This window comes from Acinetobacter sp. 22301, from assembly GCF_052045285.1.
GTDB lineage: Bacteria > Pseudomonadota > Gammaproteobacteria > Pseudomonadales > Moraxellaceae > Acinetobacter > Acinetobacter pittii.
The window spans coordinates 70820-96090 of record NZ_JBQEOR010000012.1 but is presented as its reverse complement, the minus strand read 5'-3'; the positions used below and the strand labels follow the sequence as shown (position 1 = coordinate 96090).

The 25271-nt window shown below is 33.5% G+C and carries 29 protein-coding genes; 12 read left to right on the top strand and 17 right to left on the bottom strand.

Translation table 11 applies throughout. From position 1 onward, the window contains the following. The first annotated feature begins 199 nt into the window (after positions 1–199). The 3 genes from ACTJJH_RS15880 to ACTJJH_RS15870 all read left to right on the top strand — a co-directional run bounded on the left by ACTJJH_RS15880 (position 200) and on the right by ACTJJH_RS15870 (position 4434). On the top strand, positions 200–1321 hold the full coding sequence (locus ACTJJH_RS15880; protein WP_440601433.1) for an AAA family ATPase: 1122 nt from the start codon (positions 200–202) through the stop codon (positions 1319–1321). Positions 1322–1340: 19 nt separating this feature from the next. Continuing rightward, positions 1341–3635 carry a S8 family anti-phage peptidase IteS gene (iteS, locus tag ACTJJH_RS15875; RefSeq protein WP_440601432.1) on the top strand — a complete coding sequence of 765 codons (2295 nt, stop codon included), beginning with the start codon at positions 1341–1343 and terminating at the stop codon, positions 3633–3635. A 211-nt stretch (positions 3636–3846) separates the two neighbouring features. Further along, on the top strand, positions 3847–4434 hold the full coding sequence (locus tag ACTJJH_RS15870) for a hypothetical protein (RefSeq protein ID WP_440601431.1): 588 nt from the start codon (positions 3847–3849) through the stop codon (positions 4432–4434). A gap of 412 nt (positions 4435–4846) precedes the next feature. On the opposite strand, the gene ACTJJH_RS15865 is transcribed toward ACTJJH_RS15870, so the two are convergent. The 13 genes from ACTJJH_RS15865 to ACTJJH_RS15805 form a co-directional block, all read right to left on the bottom strand. Continuing rightward, the gene (locus ACTJJH_RS15865) at positions 4847–5242 is read right to left on the bottom strand and encodes a hypothetical protein (protein WP_031960191.1); all 396 of its coding nucleotides are present in this window, start codon (positions 5240–5242) and stop codon (positions 4847–4849) included. Next, positions 5229–6662, bottom strand: coding sequence for a hypothetical protein (locus ACTJJH_RS15860; protein WP_057075392.1), 1434 nt, complete (start codon positions 6660–6662; stop codon positions 5229–5231). The genes ACTJJH_RS15865 and ACTJJH_RS15860 overlap by 14 nt, the downstream gene beginning before the upstream one ends. Before the next feature lie 309 nt (positions 6663–6971). After that, positions 6972–7268, bottom strand: coding sequence for a hypothetical protein (locus ACTJJH_RS15855; protein WP_440601430.1), 297 nt, complete (start codon positions 7266–7268; stop codon positions 6972–6974). 107 nt (positions 7269–7375) lie between these two features. Continuing rightward, complete coding sequence (locus tag ACTJJH_RS15850) at positions 7376–7519, bottom strand: hypothetical protein (protein WP_164905565.1); 144 nt, start codon at positions 7517–7519, stop codon at positions 7376–7378. Between the two features lie 2 nt (positions 7520–7521). After that, positions 7522–8487: a hypothetical protein gene (locus ACTJJH_RS15845; protein WP_440601429.1), complete on the bottom strand. Its 966-nt coding sequence runs from the start codon at positions 8485–8487 to the stop codon at positions 7522–7524. A gap of 15 nt (positions 8488–8502) precedes the next feature. Further along, positions 8503–9270: a hypothetical protein gene (locus ACTJJH_RS15840; RefSeq protein ID WP_440601428.1), complete on the bottom strand. Its 768-nt coding sequence runs from the start codon at positions 9268–9270 to the stop codon at positions 8503–8505. 11 nt (positions 9271–9281) lie between these two features. Next, complete coding sequence (locus tag ACTJJH_RS15835) at positions 9282–9611, bottom strand: hypothetical protein (protein ID WP_440601427.1); 330 nt, start codon at positions 9609–9611, stop codon at positions 9282–9284. A gap of 2 nt (positions 9612–9613) precedes the next feature. After that, positions 9614–9802: a hypothetical protein gene (locus ACTJJH_RS15830; RefSeq protein WP_440601426.1), complete on the bottom strand. Its 189-nt coding sequence runs from the start codon at positions 9800–9802 to the stop codon at positions 9614–9616. 224 nt (positions 9803–10026) lie between these two features. After that, positions 10027–10938, bottom strand: coding sequence for a hypothetical protein (locus tag ACTJJH_RS15825; RefSeq protein WP_109428879.1), 912 nt, complete (start codon positions 10936–10938; stop codon positions 10027–10029). Beyond that, positions 10935–12899, bottom strand: a complete 1965-nt coding sequence (locus tag ACTJJH_RS15820) for an ORC-CDC6 family AAA ATPase (RefSeq protein ID WP_213066329.1) — start codon at positions 12897–12899, stop codon at positions 10935–10937. The genes ACTJJH_RS15825 and ACTJJH_RS15820 overlap by 4 nt, the downstream gene beginning before the upstream one ends. Then, a complete protein-coding gene (locus ACTJJH_RS15815) occupies positions 12900–13787 on the bottom strand; it encodes a phosphoribosyltransferase-like protein (RefSeq protein ID WP_440601425.1) in 888 nt (295 codons plus the stop codon). It lies immediately after the preceding gene. Beyond that, the gene (locus ACTJJH_RS15810; protein ID WP_440601424.1) at positions 13777–15015 is read right to left on the bottom strand and encodes an N-6 DNA methylase; all 1239 of its coding nucleotides are present in this window, start codon (positions 15013–15015) and stop codon (positions 13777–13779) included. Before ACTJJH_RS15810 ends, ACTJJH_RS15815 begins: the two co-directional genes overlap by 11 nt. Next, positions 15008–15679: a LexA family protein gene (locus ACTJJH_RS15805; protein WP_109428882.1), complete on the bottom strand. Its 672-nt coding sequence runs from the start codon at positions 15677–15679 to the stop codon at positions 15008–15010. Before ACTJJH_RS15805 ends, ACTJJH_RS15810 begins: the two co-directional genes overlap by 8 nt. A 206-nt stretch (positions 15680–15885) precedes the next feature. On the opposite strand from ACTJJH_RS15805, the gene ACTJJH_RS15800 reads away from it, so the two are divergent. From ACTJJH_RS15800 to ACTJJH_RS15760, 9 genes are all read left to right on the top strand, one after another. After that, positions 15886–16140, top strand: a complete 255-nt coding sequence (locus tag ACTJJH_RS15800) for a hypothetical protein (RefSeq protein WP_109428883.1) — start codon at positions 15886–15888, stop codon at positions 16138–16140. 29 nt (positions 16141–16169) lie between these two features. Then, complete coding sequence (locus ACTJJH_RS15795) at positions 16170–16454, top strand: hypothetical protein (protein ID WP_272345403.1); 285 nt, start codon at positions 16170–16172, stop codon at positions 16452–16454. Positions 16455–16507: 53 nt separating this feature from the next. Continuing rightward, on the top strand, positions 16508–16780 hold the full coding sequence (locus tag ACTJJH_RS15790; RefSeq protein WP_440601423.1) for a hypothetical protein: 273 nt from the start codon (positions 16508–16510) through the stop codon (positions 16778–16780). Then, on the top strand, positions 16777–17610 hold the full coding sequence (locus tag ACTJJH_RS15785; RefSeq protein WP_440601422.1) for a DNA adenine methylase: 834 nt from the start codon (positions 16777–16779) through the stop codon (positions 17608–17610). Before ACTJJH_RS15790 ends, ACTJJH_RS15785 begins: the two co-directional genes overlap by 4 nt. Continuing rightward, on the top strand, positions 17607–18548 hold the full coding sequence (locus ACTJJH_RS15780; protein ID WP_440601421.1) for a helix-turn-helix domain-containing protein: 942 nt from the start codon (positions 17607–17609) through the stop codon (positions 18546–18548). The genes ACTJJH_RS15785 and ACTJJH_RS15780 overlap by 4 nt, the downstream gene beginning before the upstream one ends. Beyond that, positions 18545–18967, top strand: a complete 423-nt coding sequence (locus tag ACTJJH_RS15775; protein WP_440601420.1) for a DUF559 domain-containing protein — start codon at positions 18545–18547, stop codon at positions 18965–18967. The genes ACTJJH_RS15780 and ACTJJH_RS15775 overlap by 4 nt, the downstream gene beginning before the upstream one ends. Next, complete coding sequence (locus ACTJJH_RS15770; protein ID WP_440601419.1) at positions 18948–19454, top strand: hypothetical protein; 507 nt, start codon at positions 18948–18950, stop codon at positions 19452–19454. The genes ACTJJH_RS15775 and ACTJJH_RS15770 overlap by 20 nt, the downstream gene beginning before the upstream one ends. A gap of 49 nt (positions 19455–19503) precedes the next feature. Next, positions 19504–21006, top strand: a complete 1503-nt coding sequence (locus tag ACTJJH_RS15765) for an SEC-C domain-containing protein (RefSeq protein WP_057069712.1) — start codon at positions 19504–19506, stop codon at positions 21004–21006. A gap of 221 nt (positions 21007–21227) precedes the next feature. Further along, on the top strand, positions 21228–22757 hold the full coding sequence (locus tag ACTJJH_RS15760; protein ID WP_440601418.1) for a protein kinase domain-containing protein: 1530 nt from the start codon (positions 21228–21230) through the stop codon (positions 22755–22757). A gap of 11 nt (positions 22758–22768) precedes the next feature. On the opposite strand, the gene ACTJJH_RS15755 is transcribed toward ACTJJH_RS15760, so the two are convergent. From ACTJJH_RS15755 to ACTJJH_RS15740, 4 genes are read right to left on the bottom strand one after another with little or no spacing between them, the layout of a single operon-like run. After that, positions 22769–23449: a hypothetical protein gene (locus ACTJJH_RS15755; protein WP_440601417.1), complete on the bottom strand. Its 681-nt coding sequence runs from the start codon at positions 23447–23449 to the stop codon at positions 22769–22771. Positions 23450–23486: 37 nt separating this feature from the next. Next, positions 23487–24320 carry an HNH endonuclease gene (locus tag ACTJJH_RS15750; protein ID WP_440601416.1) on the bottom strand — a complete coding sequence of 278 codons (834 nt, stop codon included), beginning with the start codon at positions 24318–24320 and terminating at the stop codon, positions 23487–23489. After that, positions 24314–24724 (bottom strand): (deoxy)nucleoside triphosphate pyrophosphohydrolase, encoded by a 411-nt coding sequence (locus ACTJJH_RS15745; RefSeq protein ID WP_440601415.1) that lies wholly within the window; start codon positions 24722–24724, stop codon positions 24314–24316. The genes ACTJJH_RS15750 and ACTJJH_RS15745 overlap by 7 nt, the downstream gene beginning before the upstream one ends. A 41-nt stretch (positions 24725–24765) precedes the next feature. Next, the gene (locus tag ACTJJH_RS15740; protein WP_440601414.1) at positions 24766–25227 is read right to left on the bottom strand and encodes a CC0125/CC1285 family lipoprotein; all 462 of its coding nucleotides are present in this window, start codon (positions 25225–25227) and stop codon (positions 24766–24768) included. Positions 25228–25271: the final 44 nt, after the last annotated feature.

Here is a 25271-nt window from a genome sequence, read left to right as displayed (position 1 = left end):
ATTAAAATGTTCTGCGAAACACATTCTGCGTTTGATACATATCTAATATTAAGATATAAGTCCAAATTCAAAAAATCAATAATTTCTTCATAATTTTTAAAATTTCTTCATTTTTTTTAATATTTATTCATTTTTTTTGAAAAATATTCATTGTTGTGTATAATGCTCTTGTTATGAAAAAACGTACTTTGAGGTTGGAATGGATCATTTATCAGAGGTTTTAAAGATAATTGAGGGGGGTATAAAGGGGAATACAACTCAAGTCACCTCATATGCCTCATTATTAGCAGATAAGTTGGAAAAAGAGGGATTGGAGCGACAAGCAAAAAATATCCTTAATAAAATTAATAGTTCGCTTTCATCAATTCAAGGTTATACCACTGCGACTATGAAATCTGGTGTTATAAATGCTGCTCTTCCTATAGACGGAGATAGTAGGTTGACTCTAGGAGATGAAACCAAGCCAGTTTTGGAAAATAATCAAGTAGTCTTTAGTGACTATATACAGAATCAAATTGATGAATTTTTAAAATTCATTGATAAATCAAGTTTATTAGAAAATGAAGGGGTGGGGATAGCGCCATCTATGCTTATTTATGGACCACCTGGGTGTGGTAAAACCATCTTAGCAAACTATATGGCGGCAAACCTTGATTTACCATTAATTACAGCTAGATGTGATACCTTAATTTCTTCTTATTTAGGGTCAACCTCAAAAAATTTAAGAAGTCTTTTTGACCATGTGGCTAGTAGACCTTGTGTATTCTTTTTAGATGAGTTTGATGCTTTGGCAAAAGCTCGAGATGATCAACATGAGCTTGGAGAATTAAAAAGAGTAGTAGTAAGTTTACTTCAGAATATTGATTCTTTGCCTACAAGTACTATATTAATTGCGGCTACAAATCATCATGAATTACTAGATCCAGCAGTTTGGCGTCGATTTGCATACCGAGTTCAAATACCTCTACCAGATAAGTTCTTAAGAGAGGAATTAATACAAAGATTCTTAGGCAAGTTTTTACCAAAAAATATTAAGAATGTGGTTGAAGCTAGCCATGGTATGAGTGGGGCAGTTATAAAGCAAGCTTGCCAAAGTGCGATTAGAAATGCAATTTTAAATGATAAAAATACTATTGAAATTGATGAATTAATATTTAGATTAATTCATAATCAGTACGATGAAATAATTTCAAAAGATATTAGTATTGAAGAGAAAGTTAAAAAATTGAGAGAGCTTAATCCTAAATTATTTACAGGGACTAAGTTATCTTCATTATTTAATATTTCATCAGGAAAAGTATCGAATATTTTAAATAATTAAGATGGGTTAGGGGGTAAATATGACTAAAAGAGAAAATCCAATTTTAATGGTTACTCCAACTACTAGGGATCATAGACCACCTGTAAGAGTTACTCCTGGTCCGCCTAAGGTTTTTGGTAACGGAGCTTGTAAATCAAGAAGGGAGGAACTTGCGGAACAGACAGATCAGATACTTGATTTTTTTCAGTCTGAATTTAAAAGATGGCCTGATTTACCAGCTGTAGCAAAAATCACCTTAAAAGAAGAAGCAATAGCAAAATCTCACCGCCCGACTGCTTTATTTTCTCAGTCCACTTGTCCCATTATTGGGACTATGGGTTTTGGGGAAATTTTGGTAAGCGCAACTCCGCAAGGGTTAAAAAGTCTTAAAAATAAAATTTTAACAACTGAAGCCAAAAAACCAACTGCTAATATTTCTACTATTGAAAAAATAGAGCCATTTACTGAAAGAGAAAGGCTAAACTATTATGATTGGAATCAATTAAATAAAAAAATAAATAATAGTCTGATAAAACTTTCAATTTTTGATCATCAAGATTTTGAAGAGAATGAAAAACTAAAAAAGGCATTATTTGAATTAGCAAAAGAGCATAATATTCCTATTGAAGAACTACATTATGGGAGTATAAAAAATTTATATGTGGCAAGAGTTGAAAATGATAGTGTAAGAGATGTGCTAGGGAATTTTATTGGATTACGTTCTGTACTACCCATGCCATACTACCAAACCTTAGATACAATTAATCCTATGGTGGTTTTAAGTAACGCAGATATTTCTGTCTTTCCTGCACCAGATGCTACTAAAGATTATCCTGTGGTGGGGGTAATTGATTCGGGAGTATGTCCAAATAATACATTATTGTCACCATGGGTGGTTGCTAGAGAGTCTTATGTTCCTTCTGGCTTGGAAGATTATAATCATGGAACAATGGTTGCGGGATTGATTGTTAACAGTAAAGCTTTAAATCATAATGATCATAGATTCCCTAGCTCTCAAGCAAAAATTGTAGATGTAAATGTTTTTCCGCGTTCATCGGTAGGTATTTCTGAAGATGATCTCATATCAGCTATAGCAGAGGTGATACCTAAGTATCCTGAAGTAAAAATATGGAATTTATCATTAGGTGCTTCCAACCCTGTTGGTGAAACAGACTTTTCTGATTTAGCTTGTTTTTTAGATGAAATGCACGATAAATATCAATGCTTATTTATAATTGCGGCGGGGAATCAAAGTGATAATAGTTGTTGGCCTACAATGGATAATATTGCTTCTTTGGCAAAAAATAGACTTTCCTCTCCGGCAGATTCAGTTCGTGGTTTAACAGTAGGTAGCCTTGCACATAAAGACACACCTTTAACATTAGTTAGAAATGAGGATGTATCACCATTCTCTAGAATTGGTCCGGGCCCTTGTTTTATCCCTAAACCAGAAATTACACATTATGGTGGTAATAATTGTATAAATGGTAATTTTACACAAACTGGCGTTATTAGCTTGGGACCTAATAATACTTTATGTGAAAATATTGGTACTAGTTTTGCAACACCTATAGTTAGTAGTCTAGCGGCAGAAATTTATCATTTTCTTTCATATAATAAGTCAGAAAAAGTTACGCCTGAAATGGTTAAAGCGCTCTTAATACATTCAGCACTTATCTCCAATACAAAAAAAGTTTCTGCAACTAATTTACATTATTATGGTTTTGGCCGTCCCCAAAATATTACTGATACATTATATTGTGAATCAAATTCAATAACCTTATTTTTTAATGTGGATGTACGTCATGGAGGATTTGAATTTGAGAAGGTTCCATTTCCCATGGCATCTTGTTTATTAACATCAGATGGCAAGTTTAAAGGGGAAATATTAATGACTTTAGTCTATTCACCATTAACTGATAAAAGTTTTGCATCTGAGTATTGTAGAACAAATGTTGATGTTGGAATGGGAAGTTACGATTTTAATGAAGAGAAGGGTAAAAATGAATTTCATAGTTTAGTTCCCGCAACCCCAGATGATATTAATGAAAGATATGAGGTATCGCAAATAGAGCATGGTTTTAAATGGTCACCTGTTAAAGCTTACTATAAGAGATTTCCAAGAGGAACAGGGGTTGAAACTTGGCGGTTAAAGATGAAAGTAATGCGTCGAGCAGAAGAGGATATGCCTCAAACAGCACAAAATGCTATTTTAGTATTGACCATAAGATCTTTAGACCCTGAGTTACCAGTATATAATGAGATGATTCAAGAGTTTCGTAGTATGGGGTGGGTAACTCAACCTATTGATAATCATTTAAGATTACGTCCTTAAAAAATTGTAAAATAACGGGTGATATTTTTAAATATCACCCATTTAATATCCAAAAATCGACGACTTTATATCTTTATTGGTCAAACATTATCTTTTATACAATTTAGAATTTACGGATTCTAAATACATACTACTTTTCGATCTAATTTTAAATTCTATGAAAAAAACTCTAATTTATTCTTCTATAATCATAGGAATTTTTTTGATTTGTTTGAGTTCATCAATTATTTTTAAACATTTTTTAGATATTGAAGCGGATTATCTTTCGGCTTTTGCAACTCTAATAGCTGCTGTTGTTGCAATGAAGCTTTACAATGATTGGCGTGAACAATTACAGATTGATATTTTTGTTTCTTCTAAAGAAAATTTAAATAAACTCTTTAATGACCTATTGATAACTCATGATGAAATGTTAAGGTTTTTATATGATGTTAGAGATGCTGAAGAAGAAGATAATTGGCCAAACTATCATATAATCTTAAAAAAACTCCTTATTAGCCTCGAAGATATTTATGCAGAATTAGATAATAATATCCTTATTTTAGAAAAGCTTACTAAAAGTAAAAAGTTAAATGATGATTTTACGCCCATAGTTGTTTCTGCAAATAATTGTTTAAAAAGTATTTTAGATAGAATTAATGAATTAAGTAGTATAAAACCAGCTCCTCGTTATTACGCAAATTTTTACAAATTATTAGCGAAGGATGGATTTGAAATCGAAAGTTCAATAGGAGATTATAAGGTGAAAGTTCGAAAAAATAATGAAATGGTACTAAATATATTGCTTAATGAAAAATAAAAGGACATTACCCTCTTGAGTTTTTTTTCGACTGCCGTTGCTGCCTTTGAATATAAAGTTTTTAAGCGCAGCTCGTGAAATCTGATTAAAGATATTTATGAGGAAAGGTTGGAGTAATCCAGCTTTAGCTAACCAATAGACAATAAAAAACCACCTAATTCTTTCGAATTAAGTGGTTTTTAAATTTTGGAGCGGGAAACGAGACTCGGACTCGCGACCCCAACCTTGGCAAGGTTATAATAAATATTAAATAACAATAGGTTATATTTAAATGGTGCCGAAGTGGTGTCGAATAATTTTTTACAATTAAAGCAGGGATATTAAGCGATTTGGAGAGTAATTAGTTTAACAATTACTATATAAAAGAAAAGTGCATTTCAATTAATGAAATACACTTTTAGTAGATGTTAAGTTATCCAGCAAACCAAATACTTTTATGATCACATAAAGTACTTAAGTTTTGAATTCGCTGGCTATCTCGTTCAAACTGACCAAAACCACCAGCTATGTCCAATTCTTCACCTAAGGCAATTTTTTTACCTTTATAAGTTAAAGTCTGATTTTTGCTATTCCATTCTGTAGATCGTTCAGGAAATACAACTAAAATGTCATTCACATATAGACACTCATCCTTAAGTTGTAATGGTCCTCTTAATCGTGCAGAAGCAGAAATACCATTGAATTGATAAACAGGAATTTTTACTGAGTTAAGTTGATCTTTATTTTCTTGCTTACTGGGTACTTGCTGCTGACATGCAGCAAGTAGTCCTAACGAAGCAACCGCTAATAATATTTTATTGATATACAAGTTGAGCTCCTATATCAGCCAAGTAATCTACGCTGGTATAAATGACTGTATTTGTGATTGTTTCGCCAGTATCTTTCCATGAGCATGCTGACTGAATACCAAATGCTACATTTAAAGCAAACCATGGGCCGCCACTGTCACCACGCACACAACGCAAAGTACCTAAGCCAGATGTATGATTAGTGCCAGCTCCACTTTGGGTATTGGTAACAACTACATAAGTGTTTCCACCTGGATGATGATTCGCACCAGTAATTGATATTACTTCACCACAGCTTTGCATCAATGCTGGATTTGTTGGTGAAGTTTGTCCAAGGTGACAAACATAAGATCCTTTAACTGTTCCACTTTTTACTGCAGTACTTGTTCGATTTCGTTTACCTGTTAATGCTCGAGCTGGTGATGTAGCATCCGCATAAAACTCTGGTACAGCTTGTTGAGTAGTAGTCGTTCCAGCTTTCATAAAAGCTAGATCCATTCCAGTATCGTCACGATACATACCTGCTACTGGTGAAATAGCATATTGAGTTCCATCTTTATCTTTATAATTTAAAGGAACATTTGGATCTATACAGTGGCCTGCAGTTATAACACCGAGTTCACCAGTTGAGATCCTTTTAGCAGTAAAACCAGTCATACAATAGTTACCACCTGAATTTGTTACTAACCATGATCCACCACGTGTTTTAGTAGGGCGAATACCAGTAGGAATTTCAGATAAGTCTACTTTGACGTTGAGTAGTCTTTCGAGAGCTTGTTTATCAACTTGTTTTAGAGATTTCACATAGACTAATGCATTTCCTGTCTGCTCATTATCTAAAATCATTTCAACTGTAGGGTACGCCTTTTTAACAGCAGCAAATGATTTATTAAGATGATTTACTCGTTGTTGCTTAGTATTTGAAGCTCCTTGTATAAGGGTAATAGGGGCACTTACACCGCGCTCAATAGCTCTATATGCTGATTCCACTTCAGTTTCAGTTAAATTTGCCAGCTTTCTAACTTGAATACGTTCTTGAACATTTTTATTTTTTAAAAGTTTAACTGATGTATCTGGTTTTCTTTCTAATTTAAAAGCTTGTTGAGAATTATTATTTCCAACAACTTTTACTTTTAATCCGAAGTCAGGTCCATTATCAAAATATAGACCAGAAATAACATTTTTATATTTATCACTTAAACCTGCTACTTGGTTATCTGTACCATGCATAATAAGTAATCTTCGCATAGCTTCGTCTAATGTAACTCCATAAGATGCTGCATAGTGTTTTGCATCAAATGCTAATGTCTCAGCGACATTCATTACAGGTTTTTGTTGATTTAAATTACTATCTGCTGCAAATACACCAGTCGAAGTGAATGCAATAAATAAGGTGGTTGAAAGGGTTTTTAATTTAAATTTCTTGTATTTAGATGACATTTTTTATCTCACAATGGAATCAATTATGAGTCTAAAACCTAACATATAGTTTTTTTATAAAATATTAAAGCGTGTAACTAAATATTTTACCAATTGATAAAATATAAGAATTGATATGTTAAATAGTTAATATAAATATAAAAATAAAATCATTATAAAATTGTAAATAAATTAATTTATAAGTGGTTTTTACATTGAATAACTTTATTAAAAACATTGTTTTTAAATTTGTGATTTTATTTATTTAAACTTGGATTTTTGGGGGAATATATTTTTATGAGAAATAATGAAGGGGCGTAAAGCCCCATATTAATTCTTCCGTCTCGACTGCCGTTGCTGCCTTTGTCTATTTAAATTTTCAAGGATAGGAATAACTTCATTTGGATCGTAAAGATGCTTGCCATCAGTCCCTTTATTGAATGGACGAAGCTCATCAATAATCAATTTACGGGACAGGCTATAGCGCTCCATTAACCATGCTGCAGTCACACGGTTTGGTATTTCCTCAGCTTTCATTTCAATGACTCTCCCCACATTAGGAATAATTTCATGAATGAATACCTGAGGTGGTTTTTCTGCTTCAACAACGACAATATATTTTCCCATACCTTTACCTATCTAATTACCCCTAAATACTGCAATGTTCTCAAGAGTGACCGCAGAGGGTCAGCAATACAGTCACTCATGTAGAACATTGCAGCTCTAAAATTGTTTTACTTTCTCCAAGTCGCTTCTTTAAATTTCGCCTCATCAACTAAGCTATCGATTTGAGACGCGTTCACATTGTCGTAGTAATGGTTCATCAGGTTGCCGAACACAATCAGTGTTCGGGCAGTAGAGGAGTAACGGAAGCTCATAGTTAGTCCTCCAGTAAATAATCTGGTTCGTTGGTAGCGGCACTTTCTAATTCAAAGCGACGCTTTTTAACAGCTCCCATGAGCTTTGGTTGAATTAGTGGATCTCGTCCTGAAACATCAATTTCCAAAGCATCTAAAGTGGTAAGGTCGGATGCAGTCTGGATTTGAACCAACAACGACGGTGGCTCACTATGTATAGGCTTTACTTCTGCAAGTTTGGTTAGACGTTTATGCGTAGCTTGAAGTAAAGGTTCCATTTGCTTATCAGTCCACGCACGTGTATAGCGATAAACAGCGTTTACTTCTGCAGGTGTCTTTGACTCACTGACTCGTTGTAGAAGGGTATCTAAGGTTTTTTGATAATCATCTTCGATACTTTCGTTTCTTTGTTCTGCTTCAGTTAATGTCTTTTTTTTAACATCATCTGATGTTGATTTTTGGACATTTGAAGCATCGTTAATATTTTCAAATGGCGCAGGTTTAACTTCTGAGAGCTCAGCTTTTAGTCGTTTATTACGTTGTCTTTTCGGCTTGTCATTAAATCCATCTTTAATTTCAACATCGCCAATTACCTGACCGAATGTCGCGCCAATAGCTTTTAGTTGCAAAATTGCATTTTCAACATCTGCCTGAGCAAAACCGTTCATTACACTGCAAAGAATCTCGCTATTTTCTTCATCAAACTTCGTTCTCAATATGCGAGTCGGCATTACAATATAGATTTCTTGTTCTGCTTCTACATCGTGGGGAGTTAAAGGCTTGGTAAATTCAATACCAGCTAGTTCCATTAATTCAGCTTTAATACAAAACTCGTAATAGGGAAGTCCAAATACAGTTGCAGGCATTTGATCAAGGGAACTGAAAGAACTATCAGCTTTAAGTACGCCATCACCAGCGTAGCGACAAAGAACTGTTTTACCTTTCTGGAGAGCAGCAAATGCTTCAGTTGCGTTTAATAAATTAGACATAAATAGCTCTCCTTATCAGTGGTGCAATGATGATGGTTGTTGTGTTTGCTGCGGAACATTTTTAGAGCTCCATCCCATTTGATCAGCACGTGCTTGGCATGCTCTATTAATACCCGCCTCATAAGTAGTACCTTTAAACTTTTTAATCGCAGCATTTAAGATGTTAGTGTCTGGAGCATCTTTAATTGCTTTTAATGCATCTTGATAAAGTTGGTCCTGAGTACGAGGTGGCTTCTGGTTACCACCCTGAGCGGTTGTCTGATTATTCTGATTTGTATTTTGACCTGCTGGGGTAGAGGTAATTTGCTCTTGGTAAGCATAGTCATAGTTGTATAGATATTTACTTCCATCAAAATTACCGAGGTAAACATCAGCTGCCACACCAACAGCTTTAAACGCTACTCCTAGAGCATCAGTAACGGCCTTTTTATAACCTTCATCAATCGCTACTAATTTGCCTTTGTGAATTTCAGCAATTGCTGAACCACCGTTGCCGAAAAACTCTTCACCCCAAACACCATCAATCTTGGTTTTTACTGCTACTTCAGCAAAAGCCATAATGGTTCCATCTGGAGCAGTTTCAGACCATAAACGAACATGTCTATAAGTCCAGCCATGACCAACAGGACCAAAGGCCTGAGTCATAGCCATTAAACGCCATTGAGGGTTAATGTCTGACTTGCCTTTCAAATAACCAATCTCAATCTTTTTAAGAAAATTGGTAGGCGTCTGCTTAACTGCATTCCAAATATGTAAGTTGTCTTTTGAATTTTCAGTAGTCATTTTTCTTATCCTTATTTTGAACCCGTAAAGCCGCGCTTCTTCTTATAAGCTTTACGGTCATACGAAGGGATATTGCTAAGTTGCAGGGCAGTCGCTAATGCTTTTTTACGCTGGAAGTTAATTTCTTTCATTAAGCTTGCGTAAACCTTAGGCCGCTTCGCCTTAAACTCTTCAACATTTAAAGGTGTCTTCACTTCACCTTTTACGGTGTACAGCACACTGCCATTTGCATTAGCTGCATAAACAGTCCAGCCGATACGTACAGAGTAGAGACCTGTTAAACGGTCATGACCGATATAGGCTTTAATACCATCTGGATGTGGTTTGAATTGAGCATTCATGATTAGCCTCCCATCATCCAAGATGCAGCAGCTACAGCAATTACCCAAAGGATGAATGCAAGAGTAATAAACTTAATAAAGTCGATGACATTCGCTTTAATAATGGCGAAACGAGAAGGGCGCTGTTCTTCAACAGTTGGGTGTTGATATAAGCGTGATGTGGTTTGACTAGGAATAGGGTTTTGTTTCATACTTACCTCGCGTAATGCAAAGCACCCATGAGTTCGAAGGCAGGGGTGCTTTTTTATTGTCTACGAGATAAATATTACCAAAAAGGTAATTTAATTCAAGGGTAACACAAAGAATTTATAGAAATAAGGTAATATTTCTAAAGGGTAAATAATAAAAATTAATTTAATTTATTGATTTATTGCATATTAATTTTATTACCTTATTCATGGTTAACTTAATGTTTTTACTGTATAGGTGTTAAGTAAATTGAATAAATATGCCATTCTTTTACACCTATAGTTCTGTTTTCTAAATGAAGTGGATGATCATAAAGTAAACTTACATCTTTAGAATGTAAATTAGCAAACAAAGCACTTGCAATAGTCGTGGGTTTTGTCCCTAAAGGAGCAACAAAAAGTTTTTGTCCATCATCTAATGATTTTTTATAATAATTTAAGAGCTCAAAGGAAGAAGTAGGATCCAAAGCAGAACAGAAATCAATTTCAAAATTTCTATTATCAATGAGTAAATTTAAATGGGGAACAATGGATTCTAGCTCTAATCCAGAATTAAATGCAGGAGTCGCAAAAATTGTCTTAATTGATTTTCCTTGTATCATTTGGAATTCTTCTAAAGCAATTTCCATCCTAGATGGGTCAAATCCTACAAAAAAAACTCCTAAATCTAAATCGTCATGGTGTAAATCTCCCACTGCGCCAGGAATAGGTTTATATCCAATTGGGTAGTGCGATAATTTATAAAAATCATCACTTTCATCTTTATTGTATTTCAATGGTTCGATATAGATAATTTTAAAGTGTAAAAAGCTTAACGCAATGAATTGTTTAATTAAATAAAATATCTCAGGTAAACCTAAAGTGGTACTATCAATAATAATTGTATTTTCAGCGTTTATGAATTCACTTAAGTATTCAATATTATTAAATTCAACAATTTTGTTATCAATAGAAAATTGCATTGTATTAGGTTCAAAATGAACGGAATGAATAGTCGAGCTTTTTTCTGAGAAAACCTTTAATAATTCTCTTCCTCTATCGTCAAGTGCTTTACCACAAAATAAGTGAATATTTGAAGTAGTCTGAATAGAAAAATTATCTTTAATATCAGTGTATATATGAGCTTTAAACTTTTTCATTCAAAAAAACCTAATTGAATAGTATTTTGTTGATCACTATTTAAAATAACTCTTTTGGGGCGAACTAGTTGTGTTAGTAAGCCTTTATATTCTGTTTCTGTGCCATTAATTAAATAATGGAAATCTTCAACTGATAGTTCGATCTTTCTTTTTCTTCTATAAGAAATATTGAAATAAGGAGCGTAAATGGGATTTAAAAGATAATCAACAATATCTAATCCTATTTTAGACTTGGTTTTAGTTTCAGAAGATTCTATAAGAATACTGTGTTTTTTTGCTTCTTCAATAAATATTAACTCATCCTCATTTAGCAATCTGTTTCCTGAGTTGATAGTAAATTGGTTTTGCTCAGGTTCGCTTAGTAGTGGGTTCTCTTGTAATACTCTAAAAATATTACCCAACCTTAAAGTAAATATTCTTAACTTCTCTCCATACTTACCTAATGTTCTAATTTCCTTTATTAGAGCATTTGAGGCCTCAAATGCAGATTGAGCTTGGATTTCAATATTAAACTGATTATTATCTAAATCAAACATTTCATTAATTTCTAGAGTTTTATAGCAAAGTATTAAGAAGTGTCTTAAATTTCCATTTGCCATTGTATAAAATGCTTCGAATCCACTAAATAATGGGCATTTATTATCATTGAATGGTCTGTACAATTCTAATAAAGCACCAAAAAGATTGTTGTGAACCCAATCATTAAACTTACTAGGTTGCTTATTATGATAAGCAATATATTGTTCAAGTATAGATTCAGGAGTATTACTTTTCCTTTCTAAGAGAAAAGGAATAATTATTAAGGCTTCAGGAAGAAAGCCTGCAAATTTAAAATCAGAAAGATTAATAGAGCTTTTTTCTAATTGTTTACTAATTTTTTGATCTATTTTATTAGAAATTCGCTCAGTTTTATATGCGTTCTCTGCATGTTCTTTTATAGTTATACTCGGGAATTTTTCTTTAATTAATTGAATCATATTGTTTTGATAATCTACATCAGCTCGTTCGCTTAAGCGAGTTTCATCTGTTACAAGATTTATATCAATTTTTGTATCTTTATTAAAAGCTAAATTAAAATTATTTATAAAGACTTCAGAGAAAAAAGCTCTTCTTTCATTATCTTTCATTAACTCATCTAAGTCTTTATAGTTATAATCATGTGTAGCATTAATTGATTCATTTCCAATAGTCATATTTTCATCAAAAAAAACTTTTGAAGTAAAGTTTACAATTAAAGGTTTTTGTGAATGTTTGAGAACGGTATTCATGAAACGTCTTTGATAACTAAGAAGATTCTCAATTTCATCGATATAAATATAGAAGTTAATATTGCTTAATTTTTCATTTGATTTTAATGATTCGATAAATACTTGTAAAAAATTGAGACCTGGAGGGTAAGCTTGGGGTTCAACAACTTCAATATTTGAAATCCAAGAGCTAAAAGATCTATGTTTTACTTTTAAATAAGTTTCTAGCTCTAATAGATTTGTAGGAATATCTAAACCAAAATCAGCTAATTCATTAAGTTTAATATTTTTAAGATCATCATGGTTAAAAAAGTTATAATTACTTTTAGAAATATGATAAAGGGATTTGCAAATTTCACTAGAAATTATAATTGCAAAGTATTTTTCAAAAATATTAATCCATTCTTCAATACTTTTATTTCGTTTATACATGGAACTACTAAAGTGAGTATCAATCCTCCAATAAATACCTACATGCTCAATCTCTTGTTGAGGAATAAAGTCTCGCTTCAAAGAAAACTTTGATTGATAAGATAAATATTTAAGTAACATTGTTTTACCGCACCCTCTTTTTCCAATGAAATAAGTAGGTTTGGTAGCATTAGTTAGATTTAGACGTTCGAAATATGGAGGGATATAAAAAGTACCCCATACATCCGCATCATGTTCTTCCGCTCGGGTTTTTGTAAGTAATTTATAATCAATAGTGCTCATTTATCTACTCACTAGACTTGTCCACGAAGTGGAGTTATCTCTAAGAATTTGAATTGTATTATCTGGTGCCCCAAAAAAATATGAAAGCAAAAGAGCTTGATTCAAATGACCTAAAGAATTTTTTTCATGAAAAGACGCTCTTTCGTTTATAGCATTAAAAACATCTATAGGTGCAGCATAATTAGATGGCCAAATAGATGATTCTACCCATTTACTACATAGCTTTACAAAAGATCGGTCGGAAGTTAGAAGTTCACCATAAAAAACTTTTAAAGAAGGAAGTTCTTTTTTTAGATAATTTAAGGCATCTTCATGGGCTAAACCTACAACAAGTGCCGAAGTTGAATTTTCATCAAGCATTAAATTTTTGTAATGTCTATTTATCCATTCCTCAATTTGATGTCCACTTAAAATAGCATCATCGATTAAAAAGTAAGCCTCTTTAGCATTAAGCCCCATTCTATAAGAATCAGGATATTGAAAATTACCTCTTGGAACATATTTTTTTAATAAAGGTATAATTATTTCTCCACTTTTACCTGGTTTACCATATCCATCAATATTGAAATTTACAGGACCCATGTAAAATATTTTGCTGTTATATCCTTCAAATAATATTTGTTGCCATGTAAATCTATAACGATCTTCATCTTTGATAAAATAACTAATGGCTCTTCTAATAGCCTGAAGCATTAGCTGAGTCATTTGTTTTTCATTTCTTACAATCATATTTCTAACTATAAGATGTCCTAGAAGCTGTTCTTCAGGCCCTTCAAATTGCCTTAACCAGATTCTTGCACTTTCATGAGTAATATTATCCCATAGCTCAATTTCACTTAATTGTTTTATTTCTCTTTTTAATTGAAATAATTTTGAATTAAAAGACATGTATATCTTCCATATTTAATGGTAAATTTAATATTTGATCATGTGTAATATATTTTGCGCCTGTTCCTTGTGAAACAGTTTTTAAATATTCTTGACCATCATTGCTTGTAAGTATCTTATAAATGAGTTTTGTTTTATTTTTTTTAGGTCTTATAACAATAATTGAGTCGGAAATTTCTAAATTATTAATATCTACTATTTTTATTTTTTTATAAAAATGTCGACCAACTCTTGCTATTAAAATATCATTTTTTTGCGCGTATTTTATACAAATATCTGCAGAAGAGTTAGAAGTAATAGACAGAAAATTCTTTTCATTATTATTAAAATTAGTTGTATGAAATATTTTCCTATTTGGATTTTCTTTGATAAACTTTGAAGAGACATTCCCTCTAAATATAGTTTCAATGTAATTGCTAAGATTTTGATTATTTTGTGGATTTCTATTTAAAAAGTAATCCATTCTTTCATAGCATGATATATTTGATCTTAATGCTGGATTAATTAATTTATTTTTTACTAATTCATAAAACTGAATTGGATATTTATTGTCTGGTACAGAATTCTCAATTATTAATAAGTGGGCGTAAGTTTCTGTTGAATCAAATACATAGGGTTCTAGTTTTATAATTGTGTTAATTTTGTATTCGTTAAGCAATATTTTTCTAATATTTTTATAAGCCTTATTTACTAATAGGCCATTAGGAAAAATTAAACCTACTTTTCCATTTTTTTTAACGGCACTTAAAATTTTTGTTAAAAAAATTAATGGAGCAGGAATTCTATTTAATTTAATGATTTCTTTTTCTAAAGATGTTTCACTTTTTAATTTTTCTAATATTTTTTCCTTTGAGAAATAAATATAAGGAGGATTACTTATACCAATATCAAAACTTTCATATGGAATATTTCCATTAATAATGTCCATATTATAAGTAAAGATGTTTTTCTTTTGAAAAGAAGCTAATCTGTTAATTGCTAAAGTATCTATATCATAAGCATGATAAGTACAATTTTTCCAACTTTTATAAGAACCTAAAATTAAATTACCGCATCCGCAGCCTAAATCAATAATATTTTGATTATCTACCTTACCTACAAGCTCACATAAAATTTCAGCAATCGAAATTGGGGTATAATATCTACCTAGTTTATCTGTAAGCTTACGAGTGTGGATTTGATTATTATAAAAATCTGATAAATCCATTAATTCATTTTTTTCAAACATCTCTGTAAAGTCCTACAACTTTTCCAACTAGTTTGCATCCTTCTCGAAGTTCCATAATTTTTTCATGCCATTTTGGATTCAGTGGTTCTAAATACATACCGTTGCTTTCTACAATCAATTTCTTGAAAGTTGCTTCTGTTTCCCCATCACACGACACAATCACCAAATCACCTGTTTTTAAATCACTTATTTGAAAATCAGGATTTACATATATTTTGTCACCTGGTCTAAAATCAGGAGACATAGATTCTCCTACCACAATTAAACCGTAGCCATTTTTGCCACATTTAGGATTTGGAGGTAACCATTCCTTGAATTGAGTTCCTATTGGAACAGAATCTGCTGTAGTCCAAGTGCCAGCCTGAACCCAAGAAATTACTGGTACTAACCGTCCAGCTATTGGAAAAGGAGTAGAAATATTTTTATCAATATTATTTGTAGCTTCTTTCTCTTCGTGAACTTGATCTAACCACCCATGTGGTTTATTAAATGCTTCTTCAATCTCTCTTGCTACTTTATTACCAATCCCTTTAATTGGATTAGTTCCAGCAAATTGACTAGTTTGAGACTGACCTTTATTAATCTTTTCAGCAAAATTAGATACGCCGCCCACTTGCTCTACAAGAATACGTGTATTTAGATAGCGGATACTCTTACTGTCCATAAAATTCTCAAAATAAAATCAGTTAAAACTGATTATTTAAGCTTTTGTTTCTACAAATATTTATAGAAATAATAAATAGGCCTTGATAAGTAAGTACTTACTTACGTACTTATTTTATCTTTATCACCTTTAAGGTAAACAAGAAAAAAGGTTGTATTTGTATTACCTAAAAGGTAATATTTGGATTGATTAATGAGGATCAATCTATGAAGTTTCGTGATTTCATCCTGAATATGACTCCAGATGAACTAAATCAATATGCAAAAGCTACTGGTACAACAACTGGTTATTTAAAGACGCACCTTTTGTATGGTTATAAAGAACCACGTAAGAACTTACGTAAAGCTTTAGCTGAACAAAGTGGGGGGAAAGTTTCAGAGCAAGAAGTATTACAACATTTCGGGTTGTATCCCACCTCAAATTTATTAAACCAAAATGGTAATGAAGTAGCTCAGACTTAAATTTAATAAGCAAGGGAGCTGCTCTTTTCATGAGAACCGATGAAATGAATGAAGCAAGAGAGTTGGGCTTTTTAGGTGGAAAGCTCGATAACCCTGTAACGGTCAAATTTAATGACTTGACCGATGAGTCCATCGAAGGCGTGGCAAATGCCAGCGACATGACGAAAGCAGACTGGATACGTGAAGCTTGCATAGAAAAACTCTTGGTGGAGAGACGCAAGTTCAATCGTATGCGGAAGGTGTGGGGTCATCCTAAGGAAACAAGAGATGCCAGAGGATGCCATGAGAATACAGGGTCAAATTTAGAGCAATAAAAAAGCCTGATCTCGGAAATCAGGCTTCTAGGCATTCAATTGAGGTGAATCAAATGAACACAAACAATTTATCAGAACAACCAATTGAACTCAACTCAGAAGAATTTGTAGTCGGTGACATAGTGGTTGTTAATGAACTGGATCATAACGAAATTTTTGAAGTGTTTGGGTTTTACTACAGCACACCTAAACGACTTTTTGTTAAGTCAGTATGCGGAAAGCAGTTAGCTCTACCAGTTCAATTCTTTAGATCAGCATCAATTGCTGAGTTAGAGGCAAAGCGTCGATTAAGTGCTGAAGAGTTAGCACGGGCGGAGGTGTCATGAGTAGTTTAAAACATCCGCTTATCCGTTATCACGGTGGAAAGTTCCGGATTGCTGATTGGGTTATCTCATACTTTCCCGTCCACAAAACTTATGTTGAGCCATTTGGTGGTGGAGCTTCCGTTCTATTTACTAAAGAACCTAGTGTTATTGAGATCTATAACGATTTAGATAATGAAGTCGTGAATTTATTCAAAGTACTTAGAGAGCCGGAGCAACGAAGATGTTTAGAAGAGAAATTATATTTAACACCATTTTCTCGCACTGAATTCTATGATGCCTACGATGAAACTGAAGACCCTGTAGAAAAAGCGAGAAGAATGATCATTCGAGCTCAGATGGGTTTTGGTTCAGCTGGAGCAACTAAAGGAAAAACTGGTTTCCGAATGGCGGGTGGCCGGCAAAAGAATTATGAAATTGCATTATGGGAACGTTATCCAAATCGATTATTGCAGTTTGCTGAGCGCTTAAAACAGGTTCTTATTGAAAACCAGCCAGCTGCAAAAGTAATTAGCCAATATGATGATGAGAACACATTATTTTTTGTGGACCCACCGTATGTAAGAAGTACTCGAACATCAAACATGACGGCTTATCGATATGAAATGAGTGATCAGGACCATATCGATTTATTAGATCTATTAAATCAGGTCAAAGGTAAAGTCATTTTATCGGGTTATGACCATGAGATTTACAACTCACGCTTAACACACTGGGTAAAGAAGACTAAAGCTGTACAGGCCTCAGGGAATAGAGGTGGTGTGAGTCGCCAAGAATGCCTTTGGATTTCTCCAAATGCCCAACAAACCGATTTATTTGGAGTGGGCTTATGAGTCTGGACGCAACCATTTGGGCTTTCAAAGCAGAGGTTAAAACTTCAAGTCAGAGACTCGTTTTATTGGCTTTGGCTGATAGAGCGGGAGAATCTCACAAGTGCTACCCAAGCATTAAGCGAATGGTTAAAGACACTGTCCTTAACCGTAAAACAGTCATCAAAGTATTAGATGAGCTTGAGGCAATTTCATTAATTAGATTTACAGGTGAAATCACAGGAAATGGTGTGAAGGTTTACCAGTTACTTGGTGTTATGGGCCGTGAAGAAGCTGATTTAACCAGTCCCAAAAATGGGACTAGTACCAATAACGGAACTAGTTCCAATTTCGGTACTGGTTCCAAAAACGGTACTAGTACCAATAATGGGACCGCAACCAGTCCCAAAAACGGTACCGAGACCAGTCCCAATATTGGGACACAGAACCTATCAGGGAATCTATCAGATGAATCTATAAATAAAAAAACATGGTTGAGTTTGAAAAAACTTGGTGAAGAAATTCTTTTGGCAACTGATCGGGAAACTTACGAGCAGATCAAAAACGCGACATGGTTCGATCGAGAGTTACGTGCATTTGAACTCTACAACGCTGAGAAGAATCTCTGTGATGAACTTATGAATTACCACTTTGCAGATTGGTTAATCAACGCATGTGGCAAATACCAAGCTCGTGAACAGGCAAAGATCCAAAATTCAACGACGCGGGTTCTAGTCCCGCAGGGGGAATCAAATCAACTCAGCGATAAACAGATTCACACCTTTGCTCAAAAACTCTCTCAACATCCTGAGTTCGCAAGTCAGTTTGCAGCCGCAGGGGAAAGCTACGATCAACTCGCAGCACGTATCGCCGTGAAACTTAGCGATCCAGTTCAGGCCAAACAATGGGAACCGTATCTCAAGCAAGTCGGGTTCAAAGGCTCATTGCAGGGGGTAGCATGACATCAATGAGCCTTGCTGAATACCGTGAATTATTTCCAGTGAAGACAAAGAAACGCCGTTCAGCAAAGCAAGGTATCAGACAGCCAAGTGAAGGCGAGACGGTACTGGCAACACACTTAAGAGCATGCAAGATCAGTTTTGAGCAGGAATACAAATTCCATCCAAAACGTAAATGGAGAGCTGATTTTCTGATTACCGGTACAAAGATTCTGATTGAGATAGAAGGCGGTATCTGGATGGCAGGCGGTGGACGTCACACAAGAGGTAAAGGTTATATCGGGGATATGGAGAAATACAACGAAGCAGCAATGATGGGTTTTACAGTTTTACGGTTCAGTACAGAGCAAGTGAAGTCAGGTTTAGCGGTTCAGCAAATAGAGAAAATGGTTGGGGGAATGAATGACACTAATGATCGATAAGAAGCATGTTATGCACTCAGTGGACTGGACACGATTCGATCTGGAAGGCTGGTTATATCAGTTCGGTGCATGGTTAGATGAAAAGAGTTTTACCGGTATTCCTTCTGGTGTATATAGCAATCCGATTGCCTCAGCGATGGTTCAGGCTGAAAAGCAGCGCCGTTTAAAACGATTAGGTAAGAAGAAACAACGAGAAATCATCGCCAATTACTTTGTGAGTGAATCAGATCCGTTTCGTAAAACTAAATCTAAAACCCAGTGCCAGATTGTTGACAATGAAGCCCGTGCAGTACAGCGTTTAATATTGGATTTAATGGGGCAGAGTGAAGTTATGGATGAATGGATGGACGCGATTATTGACCGTTACTTCCGTGGGCAGTCATGGCCTGAGATGGTAAGAGAAAATCGTTCACAGTCAGATGCACGTAGTGATGTGAAATGTGGGTTGGCAGTGTTGCATTGCCGGTATGGGTTTATTGAATATTAATTTAAGTTATTGTATATATTAATTTAAAATATAAAATATTGTGGGCATAATGTTAGAACCTATATTAAAAAATGAAGGTGTGAATGAAAGCGAGAGACAACTATCTAAGCTTTTGAATACTACTTTTTTATCTTTGTGGAGTTATATTGGCCCATACAGTGATGAAGGGGCTGCTAAAAATAAGCAAGGTAAAGAGATATGTGATGCCTTAGTCGTTTTTGGAAATAAAGTAATTATATTTTCTGACAAGGAAATAAAGTTCAATGAAGAAAAAAGTTTAGATGTAGCTTGGAAGAGATGGTACACAAAATCTATTACAGATTCAGTACGTCAATTGCATGCTGCGGAGTCTTGGATAAAAAACAATCCACAAAGAATATTTCTGGATAATTTTTGCACAATTCCTTTTCCCATTAATTTAGATAATAAAAACTTAGAGTTTCATCTAGTTGCTCTTACAAAAAACACCTTAGTGCCTGCTAGAAAATATTTTGATACTTATCAAGAAGGAAGTACGGGTACTTTTATTCATTTTTATCCATTAGAAGAAAGTGAGTGTCTAAAAAAGCCTTTTGTTCTCTGTGACGTTAATAAAAGTAAAACCTTTGTACATATTTTTGATGAATTTTCTATAGATTTAGTCATAAATGAATTGGGAACAATAACTGATTTTTTAAACTATTTAAAAACTAAAGAAAATCTAGTTAGAAAATATAATTTACTGAATGTTCCTGGTGAAGAGGATTTACTAGGATATTATTTAAATAATGAGAAATTTTCTTATGGTGTAAATACATTTGAATATCCCAAAGAAGATAACCAATTATTAGTTATTAGTGAGGGATATTGGAACAGTTATAAAAAGTTTAATTATAAAAAACATCAGTTTATAAAGGAGATGGGAGCATCTTGGAATAAATTGGTTGCTAGTATTTCCGACAGTATTATTACAGCTAAAGTTGGTGAAGGAAAAGATAGTCCTTTTAGTATGCATGAAAGAGCTGCTCGATCGCTTGCATCTGAAAACAGATCATCTAGAGCATATCTAAGCCAAGCATTTTTGGATAAAATTCAGAATGTTCCAGATAACCGAAGATCAGCAAGATGTTTACAGTCTCCTATAAATAAGTCTAAATTTTATATTTTAGTAATATTGCCATTTTCAGAAAGTGAAAGCATAGAGGACTTTAATCAAAAACGGCCAATAGTAGCATGGCAATATTCATTAGCTTTGAAGTATAGACAGTCAAAAGCAAAGGAGATAGTCGTTGTCATAATGCAACCACAAGATAGTGAAATACAATCTGAAGCAATATATACTTATGATTACTCAAAGCCGCTTGATTATAAAGACACAATTTTAGCGAAAAAAATAATTAAAGATTATTCCATACTCAGTGAGTTTACAGACTATAGTGATTCATCAAAAGACCATAATGCTAAATTGAAAATTAAATGGGGAAGAAATGAAAAGTGTCATTGTGGCTCTGCATTAAAATATAAAAAATGCTGTCTACATAAAGATGAGCTCACTCATAGTAGATACACATAAAAAGCATCTCTCAGTGCTTTTTAAACTTTAAAACTCTCATCAAAACTCTCATCGGGTCGTAGTTTTTTATGTACTAAGGAAACAGGTTCATACAAATGATATGAGGAGAAGAGTGGCTTGGCGGTATTACATTTTCAGTATGACTTTATTGGTTATTAGTATTTGATTTTAATTCAATTTTCAATTATTTTAATCGAAAATCTAAATATGATAATTTACTTATGAATTTATACGAATATTTTAAGACTAACGATTTAATTTCTAAAGTAGGCGAGTTCAAGCTAATTCAAGTTGGGGTAAAAAGCGGCGGAAATTCTAATGTACTTTTCTTTAAACAAAAAAATGGAGAAAAGGAATTTGCAGTGAAATTTTTAACTGAGCAATCATTGAGCACCAGAAAGCTTAAAAGATTTGTAGATGAATATTTTTCTTTAATTCAATTACCACCCCATAAAAATGTTGTCAGACAGTACCACTTGGATAGCTTTGAATATCCAAGTAAAGCAGGGAATAAAATTGAAATTTCTTACATCATAATGAAAAAATATAGTTCAAGTTTAAAAGATAAAGCTGTTCCAGATTATGATGGGCTAAAAATTCTAAAGCAAATTGGAAGTGGATTGAAACATCTTCATAATTTTGGTGTTATTCATAGAGATATAAAACCAGAAAATATTTTTTACGATGATGAAATAGGTGAATATGTAATAGGTGATTTCGGAATTGCTCATTTTGATGAGGAATTTGTTACAAAACTATCAAGTACTTCCCCAACAGAGCGTTTGGCCAATTTTTCTTTTAGTCCAGAAGAATCGACTATTAGAGGGTATGTTGCAAATCCAAGTTATGATATTTATTCATTCGGTCAGGTCATACATTGGTGGTATGCAGGTCAAGCTTCAAAAGGTACTAGAACACCATTCGTAGATGATTCTTCTGATCCACATTTAAAAGCTTTAGATAAAGTTGTACATAATTGTATATTTAATAATCCTAAACAACGCTTTCAATGCATTGATGATATATTCTCATTTTTTAATGATATTCTTTCTAATAAGAGAGATGTTTATCAAAGAACTTATGATTTAAATAATGCAATTACTAAAACAGTTCCATTTATAAAGAGTATAGAAACTATAGATACTTTAAATAGGTTTGAAAGTTTTTATAAAAATTTAAATGAATTTTTGATTTATGAAGAGTTTTGGTGGGTGGATTTAAATGGAGGTGATTTAGATTTTAAGGGTTTAGTTAAAATTGATAATAATAAATTTTTATTTAGTAAATTTTATGAAATAGAAGTCGAAAAAATTATTTTTTATAAACATGATTCTAGGCTATATAATAACTTTTTTATTGTGTTAACTAAACCTTCAGAAATGTTTGATATTTATGATAGAGATGGAAACATAAAACCTAGAAAAAACTCCAATTACTACAAAGATATTGCAATTTTATTTGATGGTAAATATTACGATCCCTCGCTTTTTCAAAATAAGTATTTTGAACTACCTGATGGTCAAGTAATAGATTTAACTGATCATATTTTTGAAGAAAGGCATCGATTTTTAAAACCGTTCGCATTTCTTGTATGTCCTAAATTAGCAGGACCTGCATGTGGTGGTAATGATATTGCTGCTGAATTACTAAGAACCGTTCGACAGAATGATGAGTTAACAGAAGATGATATGAATCTATATTTAAGAAAAATTCGTAAATATCACTCATCAGAATTTACAATGTGGGATTAAAAAGAAGCACCTTAAGGTGCTTCTTTTAACTTTTTAATCCTTGAAATCGGTTGTGCAGATTGTTCCGGTGGATAAATTATAGCTTCTTTGTTATCTAGGGAAATTCCATAGCATTTGTTGTAACCGCATAGAATAGTTTTGACTCGTACTTTTGTATTGTTGGAAGTTATATATCCATCTGAAGTATCACAAGCCTGTGAATTAAAAATTTCCTGAACTTTATCTTCAATCTCTTTTATCCCTAATTTATAGTAAAATAGAATTAATAAAAAAGTAAAAATAAATATGACAAAATATAAGCCTAAAATTCCAACCAAAGAATTAATTGCTTTTATTAAATCCTTTTTTTGTTTATCTAAGCCGATTTTTACTCTTTTGAAACTTTTTTGAATATATTCACGATATTCAATTTTTGTGCCTTTATGCTTTTGTAACCAGCGAATACTGAAAGTCACAAACACAATACATAAGATCAAAGTTATAGATATTGCTGACCAAAGAATAAATTGTAGTACTGGTAGAGAAATATATAAATATCCCATTAACACTACTTCTGGGTAATTTAAACCCAAAGAAGTAACGTGAATATTTAAAGGCTCGCCTAATCCTGCATAATAGGCAAATTGACAGGCATATACTAATGCGGGTAAGTAGATAAGAAAAAAAGATATACGTTTTAAAAACTGTTCCATTATTTATCCATTACTTTTTCTATGAAATGAGTATGTTTTAAGAATGTGTTTGTAAATTTCTTGTCTTTAATAAGAGCTTTTCCCGATCTGCCTCAGCATTCACAACATGCATTTTCTTATGGCAATTCGGGCAAAGCGCTACCGTATTTTCGACGGTGTCTGGTCCGCCGTGAGCTAACCATTCAATATGGTGAGTTTCCAGGTAAGGCTCACCATTTTGGTCTTTAAAAGGGGCAGGCTGTTCACATAGCTGACAAATACCATTCGCTAAACGTTTTGCAAGCTGGGCAATCGCATCTGAACGAATAAAGTATTTTGTTTTGGTATTACGGTAGCTGACTTCTGTTTGTGCTGTAGCTTGAGCATCTGCCATCAATTGCTCAATCGATTTCTTCTTATACTTACGCTGCTTTTTCTGACTAGTTCGCTCTATGGTCTCTACGCTGATCGCCGTATTAGAATCAGACAATTTAAGTGGGAATATCCAGACTAACCGATCTTGTTTATTGGCATCCGGTTGAACTTTTTGATATGGATCTGCCACTAGAGTAACAGGACCCTGGTAGATATATTCTTTATCGACAAACACTTCAAAAAGATGGACAGAAACGCCATTACTATTACTTTCAGCTAGTGTTCTATTTTGATTTATCAATCCCTGGTCACCGAGCTGGCCCATACCTGTGTAATGCAGCTCATCACCGATCCATCGGTCTTCATAGACGGACTCTATATGGTTTGAAACAATGATGAGGGTGTTGGTCTTATGAGATCTACGCATTCCGCCCTGAGGTGAGCAAAGGAAGTAATCACGTAATCCATCATTATCTAAAATGGTACCTGGTTTTAATTGTCTAAAATCTTTCAACATGCTGCAGTCTTATTATCAAGTAAGTATTTTACGATGGGGATATCAGCAGCAGCCCAGTCGAGCTGTTCTAATTCATCGATAGTGCACCATTGTACATCCTGGTGCTCACTTAAAACCAATTCTTCAATAGTCTTGGTCATGCACATAAAAGTGGCCAGCTCGATCTTAAAGTTGGGGTAAGCATGCTCTACAGTTAATAGATACTCTGTTACTTCAATATCTAAATTGAGCTCTTCTTTAATTTCTCGAATGAGTGCTTGCTCGAGTGTTTCTTCAGCCTCAACTTTGCCACCGGGAAATTCATATTTATTGGATAAATAAGGGTACTTATGTTCACCTTTAAGGGCACATAAAATTTTATCCTGGTGTTGGATGACTGCGGCAACGACTTCTAGAGATTTCATAAGCACTTAAAATAGTTATCTAACTATTCTTCATCAAGAAATTAATGGCTATATTTTAGCTCTAATGGCGTCAATTTATAGTTGAGTCGATATTTAATTCTTAGTGCCTTCGCTACCTTAATGGCATCTAAAACTTCAGTATCTGAACCAGGGTCTTTTACTCCTACGATTTGTGCTTCAACCATAGGTTGATAGGAATCATTTCTTACCCCAGAAGCAATTTGATAGTTTGAGGTCACAAGAGTACCTTGATTCATTTTGGGAATCTTAAAGTAGCGAAAATCATTTTGCATGACTAACTCAGCACCGCGTAGAACAACAAAATCTCTTGCTTGTTCTGGTGAGCTACCACGATCACCTTTATAGCTGACATAGAAGGAGTCCTTACTCGCTTGTCCTTCTCTGAAATGTGACATCACTGCACCAGGATTATAAGCTGGAGGAATTAAAACAGCACAACCTGATAAGGATAATAAAAGGACGGATAGGAAAATTTTATTCATCTATAGAATTCTCTTTATATGAGTTGAAGAAGGTTGTTATTTTT

What these genes read in the sequence shown, in the direction of transcription:
- ACTJJH_RS15880 (WP_440601433.1), top strand. Translation starts at nt 200, where the DNA reads ATGGATCATTTATCAGAGGTTTTAAAGATAATTGAGGGGGGTATAAAG.
- iteS (WP_440601432.1), top strand. Translation starts at nt 1,341, where the DNA reads ATGACTAAAAGAGAAAATCCAATTTTAATGGTTACTCCAACTACTAGG.
- ACTJJH_RS15860 (WP_057075392.1), bottom strand. Translation starts at nt 6,662, where the DNA reads ATGTCATCTAAATACAAGAAATTTAAATTAAAAACCCTTTCAACCACC.
- ACTJJH_RS15855 (WP_440601430.1), bottom strand. Translation starts at nt 7,268, where the DNA reads ATGGGAAAATATATTGTCGTTGTTGAAGCAGAAAAACCACCTCAGGTA.
- ACTJJH_RS15850 (WP_164905565.1), bottom strand. Translation starts at nt 7,519, where the DNA reads ATGAGCTTCCGTTACTCCTCTACTGCCCGAACACTGATTGTGTTCGGC.
- ACTJJH_RS15845 (WP_440601429.1), bottom strand. Translation starts at nt 8,487, where the DNA reads ATGTCTAATTTATTAAACGCAACTGAAGCATTTGCTGCTCTCCAGAAA.
- ACTJJH_RS15840 (WP_440601428.1), bottom strand. Translation starts at nt 9,270, where the DNA reads ATGACTACTGAAAATTCAAAAGACAACTTACATATTTGGAATGCAGTT.
- ACTJJH_RS15835 (WP_440601427.1), bottom strand. Translation starts at nt 9,611, where the DNA reads ATGAATGCTCAATTCAAACCACATCCAGATGGTATTAAAGCCTATATC.
- ACTJJH_RS15830 (WP_440601426.1), bottom strand. Translation starts at nt 9,802, where the DNA reads ATGAAACAAAACCCTATTCCTAGTCAAACCACATCACGCTTATATCAA.
- ACTJJH_RS15825 (WP_109428879.1), bottom strand. Translation starts at nt 10,938, where the DNA reads ATGAAAAAGTTTAAAGCTCATATATACACTGATATTAAAGATAATTTT.
- ACTJJH_RS15820 (WP_213066329.1), bottom strand. Translation starts at nt 12,899, where the DNA reads ATGAGCACTATTGATTATAAATTACTTACAAAAACCCGAGCGGAAGAA.
- ACTJJH_RS15815 (WP_440601425.1), bottom strand. Translation starts at nt 13,787, where the DNA reads ATGTCTTTTAATTCAAAATTATTTCAATTAAAAAGAGAAATAAAACAA.
- ACTJJH_RS15810 (WP_440601424.1), bottom strand. Translation starts at nt 15,015, where the DNA reads ATGTTTGAAAAAAATGAATTAATGGATTTATCAGATTTTTATAATAAT.
- ACTJJH_RS15805 (WP_109428882.1), bottom strand. Translation starts at nt 15,679, where the DNA reads ATGGACAGTAAGAGTATCCGCTATCTAAATACACGTATTCTTGTAGAG.
- ACTJJH_RS15800 (WP_109428883.1), top strand. Translation starts at nt 15,886, where the DNA reads ATGAAGTTTCGTGATTTCATCCTGAATATGACTCCAGATGAACTAAAT.
- ACTJJH_RS15795 (WP_272345403.1), top strand. Translation starts at nt 16,170, where the DNA reads ATGAGAACCGATGAAATGAATGAAGCAAGAGAGTTGGGCTTTTTAGGT.
- ACTJJH_RS15790 (WP_440601423.1), top strand. Translation starts at nt 16,508, where the DNA reads ATGAACACAAACAATTTATCAGAACAACCAATTGAACTCAACTCAGAA.
- ACTJJH_RS15785 (WP_440601422.1), top strand. Translation starts at nt 16,777, where the DNA reads ATGAGTAGTTTAAAACATCCGCTTATCCGTTATCACGGTGGAAAGTTC.
- ACTJJH_RS15780 (WP_440601421.1), top strand. Translation starts at nt 17,607, where the DNA reads ATGAGTCTGGACGCAACCATTTGGGCTTTCAAAGCAGAGGTTAAAACT.
- ACTJJH_RS15775 (WP_440601420.1), top strand. Translation starts at nt 18,545, where the DNA reads ATGACATCAATGAGCCTTGCTGAATACCGTGAATTATTTCCAGTGAAG.
- ACTJJH_RS15770 (WP_440601419.1), top strand. Translation starts at nt 18,948, where the DNA reads ATGACACTAATGATCGATAAGAAGCATGTTATGCACTCAGTGGACTGG.
- ACTJJH_RS15765 (WP_057069712.1), top strand. Translation starts at nt 19,504, where the DNA reads ATGTTAGAACCTATATTAAAAAATGAAGGTGTGAATGAAAGCGAGAGA.
- ACTJJH_RS15760 (WP_440601418.1), top strand. Translation starts at nt 21,228, where the DNA reads ATGAATTTATACGAATATTTTAAGACTAACGATTTAATTTCTAAAGTA.
- ACTJJH_RS15755 (WP_440601417.1), bottom strand. Translation starts at nt 23,449, where the DNA reads ATGGAACAGTTTTTAAAACGTATATCTTTTTTTCTTATCTACTTACCC.
- ACTJJH_RS15750 (WP_440601416.1), bottom strand. Translation starts at nt 24,320, where the DNA reads ATGTTGAAAGATTTTAGACAATTAAAACCAGGTACCATTTTAGATAAT.
- ACTJJH_RS15745 (WP_440601415.1), bottom strand. Translation starts at nt 24,724, where the DNA reads ATGAAATCTCTAGAAGTCGTTGCCGCAGTCATCCAACACCAGGATAAA.
- ACTJJH_RS15740 (WP_440601414.1), bottom strand. Translation starts at nt 25,227, where the DNA reads ATGAATAAAATTTTCCTATCCGTCCTTTTATTATCCTTATCAGGTTGT.